The following is a 23,627-nucleotide window of genomic DNA, read 5'->3' as shown; positions in this document are numbered from 1 at the left end:
TATGACAGAAGAAGCCATAATTAAATATTCTACCTACTTCAAAAAACTTAGACGCGCCAATGTCAAAGGAATGGGAATGGCTCCTCATAAGCCAATCCTATTACTTTCCATTGTGCAATTAATTGCTAAAGGCTTAATATCAACAAATCGCATTTTCATTACCGCAGATCTTCTATTGGCGTTTAAACAGAATTGGAAGCTGATAGTTGACACTCCACATTCACCAACCTTTTCCCTTCCTTTTTTCCATCTACGATCAGAACCCTTCTGGCATTTAGTAGCTAAGCCAGGAAAAGAGATTATTACAACCAGCTCCAAAAGCATTTCAAGTTTTAATAAGCTCCAGGAAAATATTGCCTATGCTGAAATTGATCGTGAATTATTTCTGCTCCTATTAGAAATTCCAAATCAGCTATGGTTTGAGCAGCTACTACTGGAAAAATATTTTCAAAATGCCAGATTTTCTTATTTAAGACCTGATAGAAATTACGAAGAGGAAAGCATAGAAAATGAAATTTTGAATGAACCAAAAGAGGCTTATCAGAATCACATGCAAAGGCTGAGAGAAACTTTGGAGGAAGATGATTATGAAGAGGAAATTTTTGTTCGCGGTGGATTATTTAAAAAAACCATTCCAAAAATTTATGACTACACCTGTTGCATAACCGGAATGAAGATTCAGTCTTCACATAGCCTTCAAATGATTGATGCCTGTCATATATTTCCTTTTAGTCTCTCTGGAGATGATACTGTGACTAATGGAATTGCATTGTCGCCTACTTTGCATCGGGCATTTGACAGAGGTTTGATAACCATAAATTCCAATTTTCTGGTGAGAGTTTCGCCCTCTATTGAGGAGTTTAATTCAAGATTTACACTTTCACAATTTGATGGACAACAAATTATTCTTCCCGAAAAGGTAAAATATTTTCCATCTCAGGAGTCTTTGCAATGGCATAATAAAGAAGTGTTTTTGCTGTAAAACATTTTCAAAATTTTTATGTCGGGCTCGTTAGATGCAAATGACCCTAGAAATTTACGGAACGCAAATTAGCTGATCCACCCCTTCTCCTTCAAATCCTCAAGAATTAGATGATCTACCGTTGAACTTTCCGCTTTACGCGAGTATGGGAAAAATTCCAGCTTTTCGATTTCGGCAGCGGGTGAGAGTGTTCCGCTAAAATCTCCTGTGTAGCAGGTCATTCTTACCATTACTCCTTCAGGATGGCCGTGTGCCTGTGCTTCAAAAACTCCGTATAATTCAATGTTTCAAGTTCAATTTTTACCGTCAGCTCCTCTTCTATTTCCCTTATCAGCGCCTCGTGGTCGCTCTCTCCTGCTTCTCTTTTTCCGCCGGGAATATACCAGGTATCTTTTCCGCGGCTAAGGCTCATCAGGATCTTCTTTTCCCTGATGTGGATGTATGCCAGTTTATCTATAAATTTCTTCATCGTGCAAATTTACAGTTCCCGGAAATCTCTCTTCAGCAGTATCAATTATTTTTCGGAATTTAGATAAAACTTTGGCAATGAACCCCCTTCATCAACTTCAGCAAAAAATAACTGAGCAGCACCTGTGGGAACGGGAACTGGAGTTTGCGCGTAATGAATATCTTAAGGTGAAGGGCAGTAAAGACACCAACATCTATTTTGTGGAGGAGGGCAGCCTGCGCATTTTTGTTATTGATGAGGAAGAGGAGCACACGATACGCTTTGCCTACCAGAACAATTTTGTGGCTGCGCTGGATTCTTTTGTGAGTGAGAAACCTTCCGATCTTTATATTCAGGCATTGAAGAAGACGAGATTAAAAGTAATCTCAAAACAGCAGTATATGGAGTTCATCTTCAGCAATGAAGAAAACCTGAAACTGTGGCACGTGATCCTGGAGCAACTGGTGCTGCAACAAATCGAACGGGAAAGAGACCTGCTTACCTCCTCCCCGCTGGAGCGGTATAACCGGGTGCTGGAAAGGAGTCCGCAGCTGTTCCAGGAAATTCCGAACCGCTACATTGCCTCTTACCTGCGAATGACTCCCGAAACTTTGAGTCGGTTAAAAAAATCTTGATCAGGATCAATGTTTCCAACTCCCTGATGTGCAGATATTTGTAAAAAACAATCAAGATGAAAACGAACACAGAAAACCTCATCACCGATCTTATTGAAAGAACCCGGCAAAACCTGAACCAGGCAGAAATGTTGAAAGAGCATCACGAAAAAGAACTCAATTTCAAACCCGATGCACAATCCTGGAGCGTCCTGGAATGTATTGCTCACCTCAACTTCTACGGCGACTATTACCTTCCCGAGATAGAGCGGAGAATAAGCCAAAGCCGTTTCCCTTCTGAAGAGAATTTCAAGGCTGGCCTGCTGGGAAATTACTTTGCCATAATCATGCTGCCCGGGGAGAAAATGAAGAAGATGAAAACCCTGAAGAGCACAAACCCCAACGGCAGCAAGCTGAATAAAAAGACGCTGGAGAGTTTTATTTTTCAGCAGAAAAAGATGCTGGAGCTGCTTGGCAAAGCTAGGAAAGTGAGCCTCAACAAAACCAAAACCTCGATAAGCATTGCTTCATTTATAAAATTAAAACTGGGAGATACTTTTAGGGTAGTGATCTATCACAATGACCGACATTTACAACAGGCACAGCGGGTTCTTGCAAACGCAGAAAGCGCAAAAGCTTCTAAAATCAAATTCGCCTAATCGCTTCTCAATAATAACAAAAGTAAGCAAAACGCCTAAGCTTTGTTAAAGTGAAAATACAGCCTAAACCTATGAATCATATAAACCCGAATCTTCATCTGCCCTCATTATTTCTATAAGCCGAGATTTTGGATCCTCTTTTATTTTCGTGTGGGTAGTAAAATTGCCTTTTTCGTATTCATCTTCGGCTTTAGCAATTTCCCTCTTAAAATCCTCCTGGCTTAATATCTTTCCCTGAACATTGTAAGTTCCTGATCGCTCTTGCTCAATATTATCTAAAATGTTTTTTATAATATTAAGTTGTTCATCATCGGCATTTTTAATTTTCTCCAATAATTGTACTCTCAATTCTGTTGCATCCATCTTTTCCACTTTTACTAAAGATACAAATTCTCACTCTTCCACCTCGGAAATTTTACTCCCCCTCGTATGTTTGAATCTTGATTACTATTTCAAATATAAGATTTTGTTAGTAGAGATTATCTTGGTTATTTTAATTATAACTAAGGAAGGAACAGGATTAGCAACTCCCCCTAGATAACTCTTTTGATGTATATCGACCCGAAGATTTTGCTCCTGTTTCTTTTCTTCTCAAAATCTGAATAGTATCTAGGGAACTTGTATATCACTTGTATCCCGTATAATTACGAGGAAAGATAAAAAGAAGAATTCCTTTAATTTAAAAAACCTTTTATGAAAAAGCTTGTGGTTGGCATTGATATCTCTATGAATGATTTTCATGCCTGTATTAAATTAAGAACAGAAAATGATGTTATTAAGATTAAAGGCACCCGTACTTTTGAAAATACAGAAAAAGGATTCCAGGAATTCTATTCTTGGGCTTTAAAACAGCAAAAGAATAATTATTCTCTCAAGTTCGTAATGGAGGCCACAGGGATCTATTATGAGAATCTGGCATATTTTCTATATGCTAATGACCAGAATGTATCTGTAGTGCTGGCTAATAAAATCAAGAACTACGCTAAGAGCCTTAATATCAAAACAAAAACAGACAAGGGTGACTCAAAGATGATTACGGTTTTGGAATAGAAAGAAAACTGGAAGAATGGCAACCAATGTCCCCAGGCTATAAAGATCTTAGGGATCTATGTAGAGAACTTCTTAGTATTAAAAAAGAAAAGCAACGAGCCCAATCGCAACTTCATGCCCTTGAAAAGTCTCATAGAAAGCTGGAAGTCGTTTTAAAATTAAAGAGAGAACAAATTGAATTCTTTGAAAAAGCCATTAAGCTCATTAAAAAAGATATTAAAGCCAAGGTAAATCAGGATGTGGTTTTAAAAGAGAAAATAAGAAAAATAAAAACCACCCCAGGATTAGGGTTTGAAACAGCAGTGATTTTAGTATGTGAAACAAATGGATTTGCTCTTTTTAATAACATTAGCCAATTGGTAAGCTATGCGGGATTAGATGTAACACAAAATGAGTCTGGAAAATATAAAGGGAAAACAAGAATCTCAAAACGAGGTAACACAAGGATACGCCAGGCTTTATATATGCCTTCTATGAGTGCTGTTCAAGCTAATGAGCCTATTAAAAAATTATATGAAAGAGTGAAAGAGAGAAATCCAGATATTAAAAGAAAAGGCATAGTAGCCGGAATGAGAAAATTATTGATCCTTGCCTATACCCTCTGGAAAAAAGATGAAGAATATAGAAAGGATTATGACTGGACCCAATCAAAAAAAGAAAATAAAAGTATAAACCAAATTCCAAAAAAAGCGGAGCCCAAAGCCCCGCACTAGATAGACTTCGAATCAACGAATTGACCGAAGCCTTCTTTTAAACAAAATTAAAAAAAAGAAGAGATAATCTCTATATAATTAGGAATTCACCATAGTATCTTCGGGGGTAAGGGGGCCTTTACTCCCCCTTTGGGGGCTGGGGGGCTTCTATCCACCTGTCGATCTTTTTTCCAGAAGCGTAAGCGGCATTGCTCCACCTTCCAAAATCTGGTTGTGAAATTGCCCAATGTCAAATTTATCTCCCAGTGCGTTTTGCGCTTTGTCCCGAAGTTTCCGAATCTTTAACTGTCCCATTTATAAGATAACGCCTGACCCGGGATTGGCCATATAACGTTCAATTTCGGCAATTACGCTGGCTTCACTTTCAGCTTCATTATCCAGGGAATACTGGGTCGCCTGCTCGCGGGTCCAGCCTTTGCTGTGTAAACCTGTGTTTACCACCAGTCTTACTGCGCGGTGCATTTCAGCTCCCAGAGTTCCAAAATACTGGTAAGGATCTGTATACAGACCCAGCTCTTTCCCTAAAAATTCCGAAGATAACGCCCAGCCTTCACCGTAGCCACTGTACCACAAGGTTTTTCTGAATTCCGGCAGGTCTTCATTTTCCTGCGTCAAAGAAATCTGATAGTGATGCCCGGGAATAGCCTCGTGCAGGAACAGGGATTCATCGCTGTAAGTATTGTAAGCAGCAGCATCGGGCACAGGAACATAAAATATTCCGGGGCGGGTGCCGTCCAGTGATCCGGGGTTATATTCGGCACTGGCAGATGCTTCCCTGAATTCTTCAGTACGTCTTACCTAAAAAGCAGTTTTCGGTGTTATAGAAAAAAGCTCTTCCCGATTAAGAGAAGAGCCTGGTATAATTGGTTGGTTAGCTACTAATTTGTTCGTTCAGCTCGCATCATTTCCTGTTGCACATTTGAAATATTCATCACCTTCACCTGCCAGCCCGGATCATTCCCCTCACGCTCCCAAATAAAGGTATAGGTACCACGGTAGGTGGTGGTGTCGTTTGTATAACCATGTGTAAATGTACGGTATCATAAGCCATCCTGTCCGACGAATTTTTGTTGAGAGAGTTCATTTTAAGATCGGCCATGTCAGAACCTGCATTTTCCAGAAAAGTACGGATACTATCTTTTGGAACCTCTGTCCCGTTAAGCACCAGCACGGCATCCTCTGCAGTACGCGCAACGATTTGACGGGGATCATTACTATTCCAGGCCTCTCCCCACTCTACCATCGCCTCTTCAGGATCCTGAAATTCCTGTTCCTTAACCTCGATAACTTCTGGATCTTTCGGCTTGTTTTCTCCACACGCTATAAACAGCAGGGAAAAGGCAAAAAAGGAAAGGGTTTTATATATTTTCATAGTGGGAGGCTTTATATTTCTATATCTAATTTACTGAAAATATAGTGCGGTATGTAAGAGAGGTCGCTCTTTTAGATGAAAAGCAGAAATTACTGGTTCAAATTCCGGAGAACCGGAATTTTATTTCAGGTTCCAGGTTTCAGGTTTCAGGTTTCAAATTTCAATTTTTTGTAATTGTATGGGAAGAGGGAGAAACAGGTAATTTCGTCAAGCTGAATTTATTTCAGCTTCTAACATGAGGCTGGTGCGAATCTACTAGATCCTGAAACAAGTTCAGGATGACGTTGTTTTGAGTAAGAGGGAGAAGCAGTCATTCGTCAAGCTGAATTTATTTCAGCTTCTAACGTGAGGCTGGTGCGAATCATTTTAGATTCTGAAACAAGTTCAGGATGACGTTTATTTTGTGGTGAAGAGGCAAACCAATCATTCGTCAAGTTGAATTTATTTCAGCTTTTAGCATGAGGCGGGTGCGAATCATGTTAGATCCTGAAACAAGTTCAGGATGACGTTTGTTTGTGGTGAAGAGGGAACCAGTCATTCCTCAAGCTGAATTTATTTCAGCTTCTATCATGAGGCGGGTGCGAATCATGTTAGATCCTGAAACACAAGAAACTTATTTCAAATCACAAGGTACCCAACTTCAGCTCCGGAGGAGCGAGATGTATATAGCAATTGGCACACCCACAAATAGAGCTCCGGAGGAGCGAAATGTTACATATTCAGGATCACGATCTTTTAAAATTCTATATCGGAAATGCGTGGAATTACCCCTCAATTCATGCTGTTAAAAAAATGTCAAAATTTCTTACAATTATTTGCACATCACCGATTAACGGTAACAAAAACAATATATATTAGTTGCGAAATTTGAGATTTATGAAACACTATTTTTTAGCTAGTCTTTTCCTCTTTTTATCTGCTGTTTCCCCGGCCCAGGAAACAGATCTGGCAAAGGAGATCATGCAATATTCTGAAAGTAAAAGCGACCTTATTTCTAAAGGCAGAAGGTTGTTAATCGATAAATTTTTAGAGGGGGATATGGCAAAGGTGCAGGAGGTAAAAAATTACTTAATGAACGAAATAGAAGATGATTATTATATCGCTCTCTATCCCGGAGAGCTCTGGATGATCCAGTACTGGACGGGAGAATATGAGCCACTCCTAAAATCTATTACTCAAATGGATCAGGAGGCTATGGCCGCTTACAGCAGAAAATTGGCTCCCTCCCGCGATATGCTCTATAGTAAACTGGTAGAGCGTTCATGGGAAAACCTTGAAACGCTGGAGAACCAGATTATGGCTTCTCCCCTGGAAACGGTTCAAAAGGATTTTTTGTTATTGCATCTCAACTATATGGTCTCGGGTGAACCGTTGATGAAGCTTTCACAGGATGAGGTTAATAAAATGGCCGATCTTTATCTTGAAACACATCCCGATAGTCCTTACGAAGAATATATCCGGAATAATATAAGGTTTTACTTTGTTCCCAGGAACTGGGCACTGGGAATGGAATTTTTTGGCGGTTACGGATTGTTAACCGGGGAATTAGGGGAACAATACAGCAATAATGGAGCTGTGGGATTTGATTTTGATATTGAGTACAAGAAACTCACCTTATTCCTCAGAGCTTATATAGGGTTTGGGAAAACCTTGAAAGACAGGGAGTTTTCTACCGGAATTTGGGAAAAAGGTTCTGCTGCAAATCTTGCATTACCAGAAGCATCCCTGGGCTATGCCATTGCCGATAATGATAAGATAAGACTTAGTCCCTTTGTAGGGATTGGAGCTGCCGAAATCACTGCATTACAGGCTGATGTAGACAAATATCCTGAGCTGGATGACGCCAAATTGGTGGATGTGGCATACACCTTAGGCCTCAGCGCGAATTTTAAACTTGGCTGGGATACAAGCTCTTACATGATGTATAATGGGCTGCAGGATAAAAGTTATTGGTTTATACGGGTAAGATATGGTTACACCCTGCCCCAATTTAATGAGGTTGGGAATAATGGCAATATACACCATATCACAATTGGTATAGGAGGTATCTACCGGGGACTGAAACGGGAAATCTAAATTGAAATAAGATCTTATCGGGAGGTAGCTTTTACCTCCTGAATTTTTTCAGATGGTTCCATTTTGGTGCTTTCTGTACCCATCCATTTATCCCAGAATGTAAAGTAGAGGCCGTAGTTGGTATTAAATTCTGAATGGTGGTAGTGGTGATGTGTGGCACCGATAAATAATTTTCCGAATCGGCTTTTCTGAAATCTCTCCGGATAAACTTCTATATCCAGATGATTCATTACGCTGCTCACAGTCATAAGCATCAGGTAAAATCCAAGAACGAAAACATGCACCGGAAGGACGAGCAAGATAAGCGGTACTACAATAGCTTCAATAATACTTTCCCAGGGATGAAACGCAAAAGCTGTCCAGGGAGTTGGCGTTAAACTGTCGTGATGCACCTTGTGAACCGTTCTGAATATCTTTGGATCGTGCATCCAACGGTGTACCCAGTAATAGTAAGTTTCGTGAATAAGAAGAATTATAATCAAACTAATTGGAAGATACCAATAACCATATTCACCCACTTCCAGATAAATTGCAGTATAACCTTTTTGCCACAACCAGTACAGGCCTGCTCCCACTGCCGCAAAAATGGCTGAAGATTTAATGCTCCAGATGATCTCTTTTCTAATCTGCCCCTTTCTCCACCCGCGGCGGCTAAGTCTCTTCTCCCGAAATTTCTCCCCCCGCCAAACATAATAATACCCATAGAAAATACCCGCTGCCACGAAATACCTTATCAGGATCGCGAGGAAGAAGATAATCACATACACCATAAAAAGGGTGGGCGTGGTTGGATGTGGAAGCATTTTCTTTTTCAATTCTTTAGCAGGAATAAATTTAAGGGTTTTTTCGTGAACAGTTGTTAAAGAGGAGACAAGACTGCTGTGTGGGAGTGGAAAGTGGAAAGAGGAAAGTGGAGAGTGGAAGTGGAAACTTCAAATTCCAATTTTATTCATTGCGGGCGAAGGAAAACCAACTCGGTCTGAGTGCGGCAATTTCATCTGCAGAAAATTTTTCAGTTCGTCAAGCTGAATTTAATTCAGCTTCTAAATGGAGCTGGTTCCGATGATGTTAGCTCCTGAAATAAGTTCAGGATGACGTGCTTTTGGCGAAGAGGAGAAATCAGCAATGCGTCAAGCTGAATTTATTTCAGCTTCTAACGTGAGGCAGGTTCCTATGATGTTAGATCCTGAAACAAGTTCACGATGACGTACCTTGGTTACCCCACTTCTGCAATTTTCGAAAGCAAAACTGGATTTGAAAACACCTTAATTCCCGTGGTAAATATGCCGCTCCTCCGGAGCTCCATTCAGGGGCAAACATATATTCTATATACATCCAGCCTCTCTGAGGCTGGATTAAAATTATAATAACGTATTATCAGGAAACTTATCATCAGCTCCGGAGGAGCGAAATGTCTATAGTAATATCGCCCCCAATAATAGAACTCCGGAGGAGCGAGATGTAATGGAAACGAATGATGTTAGATCCTGAAACAAGTTCACGATGACCTTCTTTTTTAGCGAAGAGGAAAAAACAATTATGCGTCAAGCTGAATTTAATTCAGCTTCTAAATGGAGCTGGTTCCGATGATGTTAGCTCCTGAAATAAGTTCAAGATGACGTGTTTTTAGCGAAGAGGAGAAATCAGCAATTCGACAAGCTGAATTTATTTCAGCTTCTAACGTGAGGCAGGTTTCTATGATGTTAGATCCTGAAACAAGTTCACGATGACGAACCTTGGTTATCCCCACTTATGCAATTTTCGAAAGCAAAGCTAGATTTGAAAACACCTTAATTCCCGTGGTAAATATGCCGCTCCTCCGGAGCTCCATTCAGCGGCAAACATATATTCTGTATACATCCCGCCTCTCTGAGGCTGGATTAAATTATAATAACGTACTATCAGGAAACTTATCATCAGCTCCGGAGGAGCGAAATGTCTATAGTAATATCGCCCCCAATAATAGAGCTCCGGAGGAGCGGGATGGAAGGGAAACGAATGATGTTAGATCCTGAAATAAGTTCAGGATGACCTTCTTTTTAGCGAGGAGAAAAACCCAGCATTCGTCAAGCTAAATTTATTTCAGCTTCTAACGTGAGTCTGGTCCAAATTTGTTAAATCCTGAAACAAGTTCAGGATGACGTGTTTTAGATATTCCCGACATCCACAATTTTTGAGACCCCAAATACAATTGAAAAATTTCAAATTATTTAAAAAAATATGCCGCTCCTCCGGAGCTCCATTCAGCGGCAAACATATATTCTATAAACATCCCGCCTCTCTGAGGCTCAAGGGGATTATAGGAAAATAACAAATATATCATCAGCTCCGGAGGAGCGGAATGTCTATAGCAATATCACCCCAAATAATAGAGCTCCGGAGGAGCGGTATGTATTAGGATCGAATTATATTAGATCCTGAAACAAGTTCAGGATGACGTTCTTTGTTTATTCCAGACACCTGCTATCACTCCTATATACGAGAAAATACTTCTACTGTACCTCTAATATCGCCTTCCGCTTGCCAGATCTTCCTTTATTGGACTTCTTCTTCTTTGTTCGTTTGTTCCACCAGATTATTGTTCCTGTTATAGGAAGGCTGGTGGCGATGAGGCAGGCGAGGAAGTAGATGATCTTGGAGAAAGTGCCAAAGATTTCCCCGGTGTGAATGGGTTTAATGAGAGAAGCAATTTGCACGTTCGTGGATTTTTCACTGAAGATCTCTTTGTTCAAAACTTTTCCGTCGCGGTCAATTACCAACTGATCTGATGTTACGGGGGACCAGTTATCTTCTTTGTACTTTCTTATGCTGTAAAGCTGGGATTCTTCTGAAGGAAAAGATATCATGGTAGTACCGCTGTAGGCTAATTCAGTTGAACTGATTTTATAGATTTCTGCAACAGACCTCTCTTCTTCCGCCGAAATATTTTCATTTGAAGTGAACCCGGGACCTCCACCTCTGTTAAAGATCTTTGTTCCTATTACTGCACTTCCGGCTTCACGGTACCACTCAAAACTCCAGCACAGGCTAGTAAGGGTCATCACAACCAGGAATATACAGGCATAAAACCCAAGGGTGTTGTGAAGATCATGGTTAATACGCTTCCAGTTTGCTGAAGTTTTTATTTTAAACCCGGCTTTCATATTCCTCCACTTCAGCTTTTTCGGAAACCAAAGAACCAGTCCGCTAAGGGAAATAAAGAAAAAGAAGATGGTTGCGATCCCAACGATGGGTCTTCCGGTTTCGGTATCCAGTAAAAGCCAGCGGTGTAGCCTGAAATTCCACATAAAAAACCCATCCAGCGAAGACTCCTGCGTTTGCTGATATTCTCCTGTGTAAGGATTGACGTAAAAAACCGTTCCGCGCCAGTCTTCAGGAGAAGTTTTCACCCGAAACTCGTAAGGCTGTCCAGCTTCAGAAGGAATACTAACAGAACTTACCTCTCCTTCCTGCCTCAGACTTTCAGCAAGAGCCTCTACTTCCATTACTGTAGTGCTTAGCTTCTACTTTTAATTCTTCAGCAAATAAGCTTTTGATCTCTTTTTCAAAAGTGAGAATAGTTCCGCTAAGGCAAACCGCAAAAAGTATTATTCCGCTTCCCAGGCCCAGCCACAGGTGCACATCATTAATAAAACTGCGGAGACCGTATTTCTGTTTTTTCTTCATTGCTGAATTTTTAGAAGCAGGCCTCATCTTATAAAATAAGGCCTGCCAGGAAATTGGATTTAAAATGTATAGGTTAGAACGCTTAAGCAAAAGTACGTGGATCTGTTTGATTTATATAGCTGGTCCTGTAAGCATTATAACCTACCGTGTTTAAAACATTACTTGCAAGCAAACGGGTGCTCCAGTGTTCATTAAACTTATAACCTGCCTGAAAATTAAGCATCGTATAAGCATCTACATAAAAAGGTTCCTGATTAGGGACAATACCTTCGTGAGTTACGGGACCTGCGCTCCAGTCGTTGATTGGCCGTTCCCCGGTATAATAGGCTCCTCCTCCCAATGAAAGCCCTTCCAGACTACCCTGGAAGAAATAGTTGCTGTATACATTAAATGTATGTTTTGGAGTATTAAGCGGGGCCGACCCATACACGTAGGAAGTATGCTCTTTGTATTGCGCATCTATATAGGAATACCCCGTAATTACCTCAAGATTTTGAAGAACACGGCCCGTTAATTCTACTTCAATTCCCTGTCGTTGATCGTTCCCTCCTTTTTGATAGAAACCTGTAGCTACCCAGTTCTCGTCATATACAGGGAGATTAATATCCCTGTTGTTAATTTTAAATAAGGTAAGGTTAAACCTAAGCCTGTTATCCAGCCAGTTTGTTTTAATACCCGCTTCCAGTTGATCATATCGCTCATTGCCAAGCTCCTCTCCATTCTCACTTAGCCTTGAGGCGGTACGGGGATAAGAACTGTTAGTGTAAGAGGCGAAGAAATTTATATTCTTAAACGGAGAAAGCACAATTCCTCCCAGAGGATTTATAGCATCGCTGCGGTTTGTTTCTGTTTCGGTAATAGCCTCTGTAGAACTGTAGCGAAGTCCGAAAAAGGTTTTAAGCCACGAATTAAAGGTGATCACATCCTGCGCCACCAAACCTATTGCTTTAGATTCCCCGGCTCCTTCTCTTGCAACACCCAGTTCAAAGTTTGCAGGTAATAGGATTGTTATTAAGATCGAAAACATCAATTATATCAATATTATTTGCACTCCGGGAAAAGGTACTAAAATCTGTAGTCCTGTAATCTACTCCCACCTGGAAAGTATGAGTAAGGTTTCCGGTTTTGAGCTCATTTCCTATAAGATCCAGCTGCACCACACTGTTGATGTCACTACGGGTGGAGACACTGTAACCACGGTTGCGCAGGTTGTACACTAGCTCCCCATCCTGCTCAACCACATCTCCCAGGCTGGCACCTTTATCATCCAAAGCCAGGTTTGATCTATAAAATGCTCCTTTTAAACTTAAATAATTGTTGAGGGAGTGATCTACCCGAACTGCATAAGTTGAATTACGTGTAATGGAACGGTCATCTTCATATCCCAGGAAAATATCGTGCGGAAGATCGTAAATAGCATTCACATCATTTTCTCCAATATTCACGGTACCAAGATCAGGAGTTCGGCTGTCATCAAAATAGTCCATTTCTAGAGTTATAGTGGTATTTTCCGTCATTCGCCATTGCAGGGAAGGATTGAGATAGAACCGTTCCCTGGAAACTCCTTCCCTAAAACTCTCCCCATTTTCAAAAGCTCCATTTAAACGGAAAGCCACAGTTTCAGAATCGTTAATGGGTCCAAACACATCAAATGTAGGTCGCACCTGTCCGTAGCTTCCGAATCTTGTAGAGATTTCTCCCCCAAAGTAATATTTTGGGGTTTTGGTAACTATGTTTATTACTCCGCCGGGACTTCCAAGATCTGTTGCAACTCCCTGGGTGACTGATGCAGCACCTTTTAAAACCTGAATATTATCCACCCCCTGCATATCGGTTAGAATTCCTGTTCCGCGAAAATCGGAATGTACCCTCACTCCATTCTTAAGAATTGGGATTCCGCGGAACCCACGGGAGGACATACTTTCCCGTTTATTGCCGTAAGTGGCGAAGGTATAAACTCCCGGTACATTTTTAGTAGCTTCGGAAATGCTTAAAGCTCCCTGATTTTCTATAAGTTTTCCCGATATTACAGAAATACTTTGAATTTGTTCATAGGGTTCCAGCGGAAGACGGGTTAAAGCTTCAATTTTATCGGGATGTTTATACCTGTTTCCGAATACTTCAACTTCTTCCAGTTCATCCTCCTTCAGCTGGAAATTTACAGACATTTTTTCTGAAGCGTTTATAGAAATGGCAGCAGTTTTTGTGGCATATCCCACTGCTCTTATCTGCACTTTCCATTCTCCGGAAGGAATATTGGTTATACTGAAATTTCCATCAGCATCTGCCGCACTTCCCATTTCAAGATCGGCAATATAAACCGTTGCAAATGGAATTCCATCCCCTGAACTGTCGGTAATTTTTCCCGAAATGCCGGAGGTTTGGGAGTAAGAAAAGGAAGTTAAAAGAAGAATGAAAAAGCTTAATTTTTGAATCATGAGGGTTCTTATTTAGACTTGATAAAAATAAAAACCCAAAATTATATGGAATCTCTGAATTGAAAAAATTTATTTAGAATTATTTTAAATAAAAATGTAAGGTCAGGCAATATTCAACGACAGCGGGAGGTTTAAATGGTAGAATTATAAAACGAATCAAAGAATAGTAAGGATAAATTTATAGTATGGAACCTGAAATTTGGAACCTGAAACTTAAAATCTGAAATCTAAAATTCCTATGAACTAAGTTCGTTTCGTGCTATCCTGTTTAGCTTTTGCCAGTAAGCAGGAATATTGTACTTTCACGCATTATTTATTTTTGCTACTATGTCTCAATTTTGGTTATACTTCCAATTAGGCCTGGAACACGTTTTAGACTGGAATGCCTATGACCATATATTATTTCTAATTGTTCTTGTAGCTTCTTATTCCTTTTCAAGCTGGAAGCGGGTTTTATGGCTCGTGACAATTTTTACTCTGGGACATACGCTTGCATTATTTTTGTCAGTTTATGAAATAGTGATAGTGAGTAGCAAATGGGTAGAGGCGTTAATTGCAGTGACGATTTTTGTCACAGCTCTTTACAATATCCTAACCGCCAAAAAGAAAGAGTCTCAAAAAAATATTTCTCTTCTTTATTTTGCAACAGCATTTTTCGGGATCATTCACGGGTTGGGATTTTCAACCTATTTCAAAATGATTTCCTCAAATACTCAAAGTAAATTTCTTCCCCTACTTGAATTTGCCCTGGGAATAGAAGCGGCACAGGTTATTGTAGTCCTGGTGGTGCTGGTTCTCGCTTTTATTTGTCAAAACTTTTTTAGAATAAACAAGAGAGACTGGGTCCTGGTTTTATCCTCCATAGTTATAGGAATTATTCTTCCTATTTTGAAGGAAAATATTCAGGCATTTTTTTAAAATTTTAACTTGGTTAAATTGTATTAACCCTCACCTTGCAATAATTTAGTAAGCCTTGTTTTTTTACAAAAAAGCTTTTCTAATATTGCAGGACCCTTACTATTATGCAGGAAAAGAAGCAACTAAAATACGACAAAGCTTATCTAAGGATCGCCAGAGAGTGGAGTAAATTATCCCACTGCAAGAGAAAACAGGTTGGCGCACTTATTGTGAAAGACAGGATGATAATTTCCGACGGATATAACGGTACTCCTACGGTTTTGAGAATTATTGTGAAGATGAGGAAGGCTATACTAAATGGTATGTGCTTCATGCAGAAGCAAATGCCATCCTTAAAGTGGCTTCTTCAACTCAATCCTGCCAGGGAGCAACCTTATATATTACCATGTCGCCTTGCAGGGAATGTAGTAAACTCATCCACCAGTCTGGTATAACCCGGGTGGTATATCAGGTAAATTACAAAGATAATTCAGGATTGGATTTTCTCGAAAAAGCAGGGGTATTGCTAACACAGGTAACAGAATTAGATGCATAGTTGAAACGAAGTACTAAAATATATTTACCACTTTTGCTGGCAGTTGTTTGTGCAGCAGGCATTCTGCTTGGCTCCAAATTAAATTTCTCTCAAAGTCAGGGTTTGTTTTCCTCTAATCCCAAGAAGGAAAAACTTAACCGTCTTATTGATTATATTGATTATGAGTATGTGGATGACGTAAACACAGACAGTATAGTTGATGTAACCGTAAACCGGATCCTTGAAAATCTTGACCCTCATTCGGTTTATATTTCAAAAGATGAATACGCCAGCGTGACTGAAAGTATGCAGGGCGATTTTGTAGGGATAGGAGTGAGTTTTCAAAAAGTGAGGGACACTATTGTAGTTATTCAGCCTCTTAAAGGAGGACCCAGCGAAAAAATAGGAATTAAAGGTGGAGACAGGATCCTTTTTGCAAATGACGAGCAGCTTTTTGATAAAAACATAAGTAATGATTCTCTTATTTCCCAGCTCAAAGGGGAGGAGAATTCAAATGTCACTCTTACCGTTTTTAGGAAAGGCCTCAAAAACCTGATGACCTTTAATGTAAAGCGCGGCAGAGTTCCTCTTAAGAGCGTTGATGCTGCTTATATGCTTTCAGATAAACTGGGCTATATTAAGATTAACCGATTTGCTGAAACAACTTACCAGGAGTTTAAAGAGAGCATAAAAGATCTTAAAGCAAAAGGCGCAACACAAATCGCCCTGGATCTAAGGGATAATCCCGGAGGATATCTTTCAGAAGCTATAAACATAGTGGATGAATTTCTCGAGGACGGGAAACCTATTTTGTTCACCAAAAACAAAAAAGGAGCGATGGAGGAAACCTATTCCAGGAACAAAGGAAGTTTTGAGGATAAGGAGGTTTTTGTACTTATCAATGAAAATTCTGCTTCTGCCAGTGAAATAGTTGCCGGGGCTTTTCAGGATAATGACCGCGGTATTATCATAGGAAGAAGGTCTTATGGAAAAGGATTGGTACAAAGGGAAATGGAACTGGGAGATGGTAGTGCAGTGAGACTTACCATTGCACGATATTATACTCCTACAGGACGCTCTATTCAAAAACCTTATGAGCAGGGGAATGAGGAATATTTTAATGATTACATCCGTCAGTACAAGAATGGCGAATTGCAGAGCGTAGACAGTATTTCAGTAGATGATAGTTTACGGTATGTTACTCCCGGCGGAAAAGTAGTATACGGCGGCGGGGGAATTATTCCTGACATTTTCGTAGCCAAGGACACTAATTTTGAGAGGGAAAATCTCACTTATATTTTAAAAAGCGGTTTTCTAAGTCAGTTTGTTTTTGAGCAATTGGAAAAAGACAGGACCTACTATAACTCCCTCAGCTGGAAAGAGTTCCAGGACGAGGTGGTTGTAAATGATCAAATGGTGGAAAACTTTCAGAAATATGCCCAACGTCAAAATATTCCGATAAAAATTACTAATTATAAACCTCTGGTCAAACGCTATTTAAAAGCCGTCATGGCACAACAGCTGTACGGTACCGATGAATTTCAGCGATTAATTAATGAAGATGACCGAATTATAGAAAAACTCATGGAAATTTCAGAAACTATCTAGTATATTCGTTGGCATGGATGCTTACAACGACTATACAGCCATATTTTTATTGTTATCCCCCCTGGTCTTCTTCATCATTGCTGTAAGCTTCAGGTTGCTGGATAACAGCGCCTTGCTATTCCTGCAAAAGGAAATCCTTGTAGACTCTTCCAACGTCTCCCAAAAGGCTATTGAAGAGCAAATAAGATCATCTGCAGACTACAGGTTTAAAAAGCAGTTAAAGCGAGCTCTTCTCTTTAAGAAACTACACCGCATTTTTATTATTTTAATGATAGCTTTTTTGCTTAACAATAATAACTTACGTTACCTTATTCTAGCTTATCGTGCACCTTTGTGTGCTCTCCATTGTTCCATAAAGTCAAAACATCTGTAGCTACGGCAGCACCGCTCCCGCAGGCAATCGCGTATTGACTCCTGTGGTAAGCTAATGTACCTGCTACAAATAAGCCCGGAGCTACAAGGTGATCTTCATTTATTAATTGTATCCTGTTTTTAGCCGCCGGAGATTTTTTGTGAGGTATAATATATTCTTCCAATCCTCTAATCTTTAAAAGATGTGTATATCCCACACACACAACAACTAATTTTGTACTATAAGAATTTTTATTTGTTTTTATAGTAAAACTATCAGGCAAGGGAGTTATCTCAAGAACTTTTTCCTTTTGCACCTGTATCACCTGCGGATATAATTTTTCTAAATGCAGCGGGCCCTGCTTTAATATTTCCGCGCCCTGGGTTCCGGGTGTGATTCCAAGAGCATTATTTATTACTGCTGAAGATAAATGAGAGGCTTTTTGATGTATTACTATCCCCACCTTTTTATTATGTGCATAGGATTTATCTTTCGCTGATCCTAATACAAGTGCGCAAGAGAGTCCGGCCGCGCCTCCCCCAACAATGAGAACATCAAAATCCATTACTGTTTAAATCTTTTCGAAATCGATCGGGAGGTAAGTAAAATACCAAGTAATACAATGACACAGGCCGCGCACAATATTCCTATTAATGCTATCCCGCTATCCCCGTTAAACACATCATCAAAGTTAAGTAGAGTAACATTGTACCCTATCACCACGACGGCAAGTACAATGAGAAGGTAGATAAATATCTTCATTTTTATAGTTTTAAGGTTTTGAGAAACCCTGAAAAATTAATTGAACAGGCTCTGAATATTAGCTGTAAACAGTTTAACTGCTATTGCCAGTAAAATTACACCAAAAATTTTACGGATCACATTAATTCCCTGTTTGCCTAAAAATCTTTCCATTTTACCCGAAGATTTCAGCACCACATAAACAATGATAATATTGAACAGGATAGCCACCACGATGTTTATGGTGTGGTACTCTGCCCGAAGGGAAAGCAGGGTAGTCATGGTCCCTGCGCCTGCAATAAGAGGAAAGGCAAGAGGTACAACAGCAGCAGTTTCAGGAGCGTCATCTTTATATAGTGTAATCCCAAGGATCATCTCGAGTGCCAGAAAGAACAGGATGAAAGAACCCGCAACCGCAAATGAATTAACATCGATTCCAATTAAATTCAGGATCTCCTTCCCTACAAAAAGGAAAACGATCATTAGTATTCCCGCAACAATAGAAGCCTTTTCACTCTGGATATGCCCGGCTTTTTTCCGAAGATCTATAATAATAGGAATGCTCCCAATAATATCAATCACCGCAAAGAGGATCATACTTGCTGTGGCAATTTCCCGAAAATTCAGTTCCATTTTAAGCTGTTTAAATTTTGGCAAAATTAATCTTAAAAAACAGGATCCCCATATTATTTTAAGCTTATAATTGAATAGATTTATTCTGAAAAATTGGCCGGAAAAACTGTTTTTGATCTTGGCTTAATTAGATATCTTTGCCGCATGTTTCAACTCGGGAAAACAATCGTTTCTGAAGAGATCCTGGAAAAGGATTTTGTTTGCAACCTTTCCGCCTGTAAAGGTGGCTGCTGTATTGATGGTGATGCAGGTGCCCCTCTTGAGGCTGCCGAAACAGAGATCCTCCAGGAAATTTATCCAAAAGTGAAGCCTTTCCTGCGGAAAGAAGGGATTAAGGCAATTGAGGAGCAGGGCACTTATATTATTGGTGAGGACGGTGAATTTGAAACCCCTCTAATAGATGGAGCAGATTGTGCATACGTTACTTTTGATACTAAAGGAATTGCTCTCTGCGGAATAGAAGAAGCTTATAACCAGGGAGAAATTTCCTGGAAGAAACCCGTCTCCTGCCATCTCTATCCTGTAAGGGTGCAGGATTATACAGAATTTGCTGCCGTTAACTATCACCACTGGCATATTTGCGACCCCGCCTGTTCCCTCGGAAAAGAACTACAGGTGCCTGTTTACAAATTTGTAAAAGAAGCTCTAATTAGAAAATTTGGTGAGGATTGGTACGGGGAGCTCGAGAAAACAGCGAGAGATTTAAATAAGTAATACTATCTATTTTGCCGGACAGCAAGGTAATTATTTGATTTTCAGAGCAAAAAAATTATTCCTGCATTTTTTTTTGTAACTTACAGCTTATACCTTCCCTACAATTTATTCCCCAGGTCCAGATCTTTTACTCCCCTGGCAGGAGTTGTTTTTTTTCTTTATCGGTAGATTTAAAAATGTACAGGCTCTCAACCTCTCTGCATTAAAAAACATATACTATCTCTTAATATTTTTGATATGAGATTAATTGTCACTTTTTACCAGCAAAGCCTGTTTATTGGAGGTTTAGTTTTTTTAATTTTTACGAATAATATTTTTGCTGCTCCTTTTCAGGAGGATCATTCCGGGGAAAAGGTTCCTGTGGTAGAAATTGTTTCCACAGGAATGAATTTTGAGCTTCCCAATGAAATTCCTTCAGGCTGGACAACTTTTAAGTACAAAAATCTTTCGCCCGATGTACATTTCTTTGTACTTGAGAAAATGCCTGCAGGCAGGACTATTGAAGATACGCGAGCCGAAATTATACTGGTTTTACAACTGCGATGAACCAGATTAATAACGGGAACACGGAACAGGGTTTTGCTGAATTTAACAAGCTCCCCACCTGGTTCTTTGATGTTGTTTTTACAGGAGGAGCAGGTCTTATTTCACCCTCCGGCACCGCCCAAACCACTGTAAACCTGGAACCCGGAAAATATGTGATTGAATGTTATGTAAAAATGCCAAACGGAATGTTTCATTCAGCAATGGGAATGCTTGCAGAACTCGATGTTTTGCCCGCAAATAACAACAGGAGAAAACCAATAGCCCGGGATACCATTACAATTTCTTCAGAATTAGGTATTGCTTTTAAAGATGAGATCCAGCCGGGTGAACATACTTTTGCTGTAAATTTTAAAGATCAAATAGCACATGAACATTTCATAGGTCATGATGTGCACCTGGTACGTTTAAAGGACGAAAATAGCATTAAGGACCTTAACAACTGGATGAACTGGGCAGATCCTGAAGCTTTTAAAACTCCGGCTCCACAAGGTGTAGAGTTTTTAGGGGGAACGCAGGAAATGCCTGCCGGAAATACCTCCTATTTTACCGTTACCCTGACACCTGGAAACTACGCTCTTATTGCAGAGGTGCCTAATCCTATAGATAAAAACATGCTAAAAACTTTTACTGTTCCCCAAAACGGGGTTTTGGAAAAATAAGCCGTGTACAACCCGAACTATTTTTCTATTCCACTGACTCTTAAGCGTTAAAAACATAAAATCTCTCTAGTTCAGTATTAAAAAATCCAACTGAAGCATCTGCCGAATCAAAATATTATATACATTTGAAACGCAGATTTCCTAAATCTCGTTAGTTACCTACCCCCTCACCTAATTACTTTTTATTATTCATTTTCTACCGATGTTTAAATAACATTCCGGTGGAGTAGTTTCAACAAAAAATCCTGTAGTATGAAAAGATTATTCTACATTTTAATCGCCATCTGTATGTGTTACAGTACTTCCGCAGAGGCACAACTTCTTGGAAAACTTAAGAAAGGAGTTCAAAATGCTGCTGAAAGAGCGGTAGTTAAAAAGGCAGAAGACAAGGTTACGAAAGAGACAGAGAAAGCCATGGACGGTGTTCTTGACCCAAATGCACCCAAAGAAGAAACTACCGAAGTGGAAGAATCTTCTAATCAAACATCCAATGAACCTAACGTTGCTGCTGCAGTCCCTGCCTCCAAAGAGGCTAAGCTGTGGTCAAAGTACAACTTCGTACCTGGAGATGAAATTATTTTTGAAGACAATCTGGCAAGGGAAGAAAACGGTGAGTTCCCTTCACGATGGGACCTGTTACAGGGAAATGCTGAAAATGCTTCTCTCGATGGGGAGTAGGTGATCAAATTTGATAACAATAGCATTATTGCTCCCTTGATGGAAAAAGAAAAGTACCTGCCGGAAGTTTTTACGCTGGAATTTGATGCATACTTTAATGATGTTTATCACACGTATCAAACCTACAGCATAAGGTTTTTCCCCGGTGTTGGTGGTGCAGCTGATGTAAAGGATGGTTATCTGTACCCATTGGTCATTAGAATGAATGGCGCCGAAATTAATAAAACTGAAGCTGCAGGGAACAAGTCATATGAAAAACATCTCGAGTCAAATGGAAAAGTTCCCGGCTGGAAACATATTGCAATCTCTTATAACAAAAGAGCCATGAAAGTGTTCATCGATGAGGAAAGAATCCTGAATATCCCAAATATCGAACTTGATCCTTCTGTTTTTAGTATTCAGTCATATACCATTGGAGAAATGACCAGCGCAATTAAAAACATCAGGATAGCCGAAGGCGGGAAAAAATTATACGACAGAATAGTTGCAGATGGTAAATTCATTACCCGCGGAATAACATTTGATGTCAACAAATCAACTCTCAAACCTGAATCTATGGGTGTAATCAATGAAATAGCAACTTTAATGAAGGAGCATCAGGATCTTAAATTTAGTATAGAGGGCCATACTGATAGCGATGGTGAGGAAAGCTCTAATCTTAAATTAAGTGAGCAACGTGCGAATGCTGTTCGAGAAGCCCTGATCTCTTTTGGAGTGGACGGCTTGAGACTACAGGCAAAAGGTTTGGGCGAGACTGTTCCCGTGTCCAACAATTCCCTTCCTGAAGGAAAAGCAAATAACCGACGAGTGGAATTTGTCAAAATTTAAGTTTTCTCAGGAATGAATATCGAGAATATATAATTCATCCCGATGCATACACATCGGGATTTTTTCATTTAAAACCCAAAAATAATACCCCTTAATCCTTTTAGAACACCTGACAACCTGCACATTCCATCCCCCAATTTTGAAAGATTTATCAACTTTTCACAGCGGCTTCTTAAATTTATTAACAGGTTATAATCATCTGTATTTCAATTATTTATTCCTCCCGATTAACAAAAACCTAAGAATAACCGTAATTGGCTATGTTAAAAACTTTGTTGAAAACGTTTAGCCCAAATTCCCCTATCGTCCGCTCTAATTTGCAATATTTGTGAAAGCGCTAAACCCATTAGCTGAATCTAACCGAAAAAACCAGAACATCCATGGCCCAGACAGAACCCATTTTACAGGAAAACAAAGATAGATTCGTCATCTTCCCCATCAAACATCATGATATTTGGGACTGGTATAAAAAAATGGAAGCAAGTTTCTGGACTGCAGAGGAGATTGATCTACACCAGGATCTAACTGACTGGAACCAAAAGCTTAACTCAGATGAGCGGTATTTCATAAAGCACATTTTGGCTTTTTTCGCAGCTTCAGATGGAATTGTAAATGAAAATTTAGCTGAAAACTTCGTAAACGAGGTACAGTATTCCGAAGCTAAATTCTTCTACGGATTTCAGATAATGATGGAAAATATCCATTCTGAAACTTATTCGCTTCTTATCGATACTTACGTGAAAGACGAGAAGGAAAAGGATATGCTGTTCAGAGCTATTGAAACTTTTCCTGCTATTCAGAAAAAAGCTGAGTGGGCACTTAAATGGATTGAATCTGATTCTTTTGCTGAAAGGCTTATAGCATTTGCAGCAGTGGAAGGGATCTTCTTTTCGGGAGCTTTCTGCTCCATCTTCTGGTTGAAGAAACGCGGACTAATGCCCGGCCTAACTTTCTCTAACGAATTGATCTCGAGAGATGAAGGAGTTCATTGTGACTTTGCGGTTCACCTTCATAACAACCACCTTGTAAATAAAGTACCCAAAGAGCGCATTCGCGAAATAATCGTGGACGCTTTAAATATAGAGCGGGAATTCATTACAGAATCGCTTCCTGCAAGTCTTATTGGTATGAATGCCAAACTGATGACCCAGTATCTCGAATTTGTTGCCGACAGACTGCTTGTTGAACTGGAGTGCGAAAAAGAATACGGCAGTACCAATCCTTTCGATTTTATGGATATGATCAATCTCCAGGGCAAAACCAATTTCTTTGAAAAGCGAGTTGGGGAATACCAGAAAGCCGGAGTGATGAACAAGGATAAAGACACTAACAAAATTAGTTTCGACGCCGATTTTTAAAAATCAAGCCCCCTCCGGGTCCCTTAAAGGGGAGTGAATGGAAGGCTTTATCTTTTACCA

26 protein-coding genes and 2 pseudogenes are annotated in these 23,627 nt (G+C 39.8%); 15 read left to right on the top strand and 13 right to left on the bottom strand.

What is annotated here, in order from left to right:
* Nucleotide 1 precedes the first annotated feature (1 nt).
* Nucleotides 2-982 (top strand): HNH endonuclease, encoded by a 981-nt coding sequence (locus LZ575_RS16330; protein ID WP_235325683.1) that lies wholly within the window; start codon nucleotides 2-4, stop codon nucleotides 980-982.
* Nucleotides 983-1,050: 68 nt separating this feature from the next.
* Here the strand turns inward: LZ575_RS16330 and LZ575_RS16325 are convergent, their stop codons facing one another.
* Both LZ575_RS16325 and LZ575_RS16320 read right to left on the bottom strand, forming a co-directional pair.
* On the bottom strand, nucleotides 1,051-1,203 hold the full coding sequence (locus LZ575_RS16325; RefSeq protein ID WP_235325681.1) for a hypothetical protein: 153 nt from the start codon (nucleotides 1,201-1,203) through the stop codon (nucleotides 1,051-1,053).
* Between the two features lie 8 nt (nucleotides 1,204-1,211).
* Nucleotides 1,212-1,451, bottom strand: coding sequence for an NUDIX domain-containing protein (locus tag LZ575_RS16320; protein WP_235325679.1), 240 nt, complete (start codon nucleotides 1,449-1,451; stop codon nucleotides 1,212-1,214).
* Nucleotides 1,452-1,528: 77 nt separating this feature from the next.
* Here LZ575_RS16320 and LZ575_RS16315 point away from each other — a divergent pair, with 77 nt between their 5' ends.
* Both LZ575_RS16315 and LZ575_RS16310 read left to right on the top strand, forming a co-directional pair.
* The gene (locus tag LZ575_RS16315) at nucleotides 1,529-2,065 is read left to right on the top strand and encodes a Crp/Fnr family transcriptional regulator (protein ID WP_235325677.1); all 537 of its coding nucleotides are present in this window, start codon (nucleotides 1,529-1,531) and stop codon (nucleotides 2,063-2,065) included.
* A gap of 56 nt (nucleotides 2,066-2,121) precedes the next feature.
* On the top strand, nucleotides 2,122-2,703 hold the full coding sequence (locus LZ575_RS16310; protein WP_235325675.1) for a DinB family protein: 582 nt from the start codon (nucleotides 2,122-2,124) through the stop codon (nucleotides 2,701-2,703).
* 69 nt (nucleotides 2,704-2,772) lie between these two features.
* Here the strand turns inward: LZ575_RS16310 and LZ575_RS16305 are convergent, their stop codons facing one another.
* Complete coding sequence (locus LZ575_RS16305) at nucleotides 2,773-3,066, bottom strand: hypothetical protein (protein ID WP_235325673.1); 294 nt, start codon at nucleotides 3,064-3,066, stop codon at nucleotides 2,773-2,775.
* 330 nt (nucleotides 3,067-3,396) lie between these two features.
* On the opposite strand from LZ575_RS16305, the gene LZ575_RS16300 reads away from it, so the two are divergent.
* Nucleotides 3,397-3,753, top strand: coding sequence for an IS110 family transposase (locus LZ575_RS16300; RefSeq protein ID WP_235325670.1), 357 nt, complete (start codon nucleotides 3,397-3,399; stop codon nucleotides 3,751-3,753).
* 26 nt (nucleotides 3,754-3,779) lie between these two features.
* Nucleotides 3,780-4,466 carry a transposase gene (locus LZ575_RS16295; RefSeq protein ID WP_235325668.1) on the top strand — a complete coding sequence of 229 codons (687 nt, stop codon included), beginning with the start codon at nucleotides 3,780-3,782 and terminating at the stop codon, nucleotides 4,464-4,466.
* 147 nt (nucleotides 4,467-4,613) lie between these two features.
* On the opposite strand, the pseudogene LZ575_RS16290 reads toward LZ575_RS16295, so the two are convergent.
* Nucleotides 4,614-5,204 (bottom strand): annotated as a pseudogene (locus tag LZ575_RS16290) (DUF885 domain-containing protein).
* A 199-nt stretch (nucleotides 5,205-5,403) separates the two neighbouring features.
* Nucleotides 5,404-5,838, bottom strand: a complete 435-nt coding sequence (locus LZ575_RS16285) for a hypothetical protein (RefSeq protein ID WP_235325666.1) — start codon at nucleotides 5,836-5,838, stop codon at nucleotides 5,404-5,406.
* Between the two features lie 876 nt (nucleotides 5,839-6,714).
* On the opposite strand from LZ575_RS16285, the gene LZ575_RS16280 reads away from it, so the two are divergent.
* A complete protein-coding gene (locus LZ575_RS16280; RefSeq protein ID WP_235325664.1) occupies nucleotides 6,715-7,914 on the top strand; it encodes a hypothetical protein in 1,200 nt (399 codons plus the stop codon).
* Between the two features lie 14 nt (nucleotides 7,915-7,928).
* Here the strand turns inward: LZ575_RS16280 and LZ575_RS16275 are convergent, their stop codons facing one another.
* From LZ575_RS16275 to LZ575_RS16260, 5 genes are all read right to left on the bottom strand, one after another.
* Entirely contained in the window at nucleotides 7,929-8,729 is an 801-nt protein-coding gene (locus LZ575_RS16275) for a sterol desaturase family protein (RefSeq protein WP_235325662.1), read from the bottom strand.
* A 1,677-nt stretch (nucleotides 8,730-10,406) separates the two neighbouring features.
* On the bottom strand, nucleotides 10,407-11,399 hold the full coding sequence (locus LZ575_RS16270) for a PepSY domain-containing protein (protein WP_255702646.1): 993 nt from the start codon (nucleotides 11,397-11,399) through the stop codon (nucleotides 10,407-10,409).
* Entirely contained in the window at nucleotides 11,377-11,580 is a 204-nt protein-coding gene (locus LZ575_RS22735) for a PepSY domain-containing protein (protein WP_255702645.1), read from the bottom strand. The genes LZ575_RS16270 and LZ575_RS22735 overlap by 23 nt, the downstream gene beginning before the upstream one ends.
* An 82-nt stretch (nucleotides 11,581-11,662) precedes the next feature.
* Nucleotides 11,663-12,607: a TonB-dependent siderophore receptor gene (locus tag LZ575_RS16265; protein ID WP_235325660.1), complete on the bottom strand. Its 945-nt coding sequence runs from the start codon at nucleotides 12,605-12,607 to the stop codon at nucleotides 11,663-11,665.
* A complete protein-coding gene (locus LZ575_RS16260; protein ID WP_235325658.1) occupies nucleotides 12,564-14,018 on the bottom strand; it encodes a TonB-dependent receptor in 1,455 nt (484 codons plus the stop codon). Before LZ575_RS16260 ends, LZ575_RS16265 begins: the two co-directional genes overlap by 44 nt.
* A gap of 327 nt (nucleotides 14,019-14,345) precedes the next feature.
* Between LZ575_RS16260 and LZ575_RS16255 the strand changes: the two genes are divergently transcribed.
* From LZ575_RS16255 to LZ575_RS16245, 3 genes and pseudogenes are all read left to right on the top strand, one after another.
* On the top strand, nucleotides 14,346-14,936 hold the full coding sequence (locus LZ575_RS16255; protein WP_235325656.1) for a HupE/UreJ family protein: 591 nt from the start codon (nucleotides 14,346-14,348) through the stop codon (nucleotides 14,934-14,936).
* Nucleotides 14,937-15,040: 104 nt separating this feature from the next.
* Nucleotides 15,041-15,471 (top strand): annotated as a pseudogene (locus LZ575_RS16250) (deoxycytidylate deaminase).
* A 33-nt stretch (nucleotides 15,472-15,504) separates the two neighbouring features.
* Nucleotides 15,505-17,058 carry a S41 family peptidase gene (locus tag LZ575_RS16245; protein WP_235325653.1) on the top strand — a complete coding sequence of 518 codons (1,554 nt, stop codon included), beginning with the start codon at nucleotides 15,505-15,507 and terminating at the stop codon, nucleotides 17,056-17,058.
* A gap of 308 nt (nucleotides 17,059-17,366) precedes the next feature.
* Here LZ575_RS16245 and LZ575_RS16240 read toward each other — a convergent pair whose 3' ends face one another.
* The 3 genes from LZ575_RS16240 to LZ575_RS16230 are packed head-to-tail and all read right to left on the bottom strand — an operon-like array spanning nucleotide 17,367 to nucleotide 18,784.
* Nucleotides 17,367-17,975 (bottom strand): FAD-dependent oxidoreductase, encoded by a 609-nt coding sequence (locus LZ575_RS16240; RefSeq protein WP_235325651.1) that lies wholly within the window; start codon nucleotides 17,973-17,975, stop codon nucleotides 17,367-17,369.
* The gene (locus tag LZ575_RS16235; protein WP_235325649.1) at nucleotides 17,975-18,172 is read right to left on the bottom strand and encodes a hypothetical protein; all 198 of its coding nucleotides are present in this window, start codon (nucleotides 18,170-18,172) and stop codon (nucleotides 17,975-17,977) included. The genes LZ575_RS16240 and LZ575_RS16235 overlap by 1 nt, the downstream gene beginning before the upstream one ends.
* 36 nt (nucleotides 18,173-18,208) lie before the next feature.
* The gene (locus LZ575_RS16230) at nucleotides 18,209-18,784 is read right to left on the bottom strand and encodes a MarC family protein (RefSeq protein WP_235325647.1); all 576 of its coding nucleotides are present in this window, start codon (nucleotides 18,782-18,784) and stop codon (nucleotides 18,209-18,211) included.
* A gap of 144 nt (nucleotides 18,785-18,928) precedes the next feature.
* Between LZ575_RS16230 and LZ575_RS16225 the strand changes: the two genes are divergently transcribed.
* The 6 genes from LZ575_RS16225 to LZ575_RS16200 all read left to right on the top strand — a co-directional run bounded on the left by LZ575_RS16225 (nucleotide 18,929) and on the right by LZ575_RS16200 (nucleotide 23,567).
* Entirely contained in the window at nucleotides 18,929-19,498 is a 570-nt protein-coding gene (locus LZ575_RS16225; RefSeq protein WP_235330757.1) for a DUF3109 family protein, read from the top strand.
* 237 nt (nucleotides 19,499-19,735) lie between these two features.
* A complete protein-coding gene (locus LZ575_RS16220; protein WP_235325645.1) occupies nucleotides 19,736-20,044 on the top strand; it encodes a hypothetical protein in 309 nt (102 codons plus the stop codon).
* The gene (locus LZ575_RS16215) at nucleotides 20,041-20,703 is read left to right on the top strand and encodes a hypothetical protein (protein WP_235325643.1); all 663 of its coding nucleotides are present in this window, start codon (nucleotides 20,041-20,043) and stop codon (nucleotides 20,701-20,703) included. Before LZ575_RS16220 ends, LZ575_RS16215 begins: the two co-directional genes overlap by 4 nt.
* A gap of 252 nt (nucleotides 20,704-20,955) precedes the next feature.
* Complete coding sequence (locus LZ575_RS16210; protein ID WP_235325641.1) at nucleotides 20,956-21,381, top strand: hypothetical protein; 426 nt, start codon at nucleotides 20,956-20,958, stop codon at nucleotides 21,379-21,381.
* Nucleotides 21,382-22,209, top strand: a complete 828-nt coding sequence (locus LZ575_RS16205) for an OmpA family protein (protein WP_235325639.1) — start codon at nucleotides 21,382-21,384, stop codon at nucleotides 22,207-22,209.
* Between the two features lie 380 nt (nucleotides 22,210-22,589).
* The gene (locus LZ575_RS16200; RefSeq protein WP_235325637.1) at nucleotides 22,590-23,567 is read left to right on the top strand and encodes a ribonucleotide-diphosphate reductase subunit beta; all 978 of its coding nucleotides are present in this window, start codon (nucleotides 22,590-22,592) and stop codon (nucleotides 23,565-23,567) included.
* Nucleotides 23,568-23,627: the final 60 nt, after the last annotated feature.

The sequence above is a fragment of the Antarcticibacterium sp. 1MA-6-2 genome (assembly GCF_021535135.1).
In the GTDB taxonomy this organism is placed as follows: Bacteria; Bacteroidota; Bacteroidia; order Flavobacteriales; family Flavobacteriaceae; genus Gillisia.
Note: the sequence above shows the minus strand (reverse complement) of the source record. Positions and strands in the feature narration are given on the sequence as shown.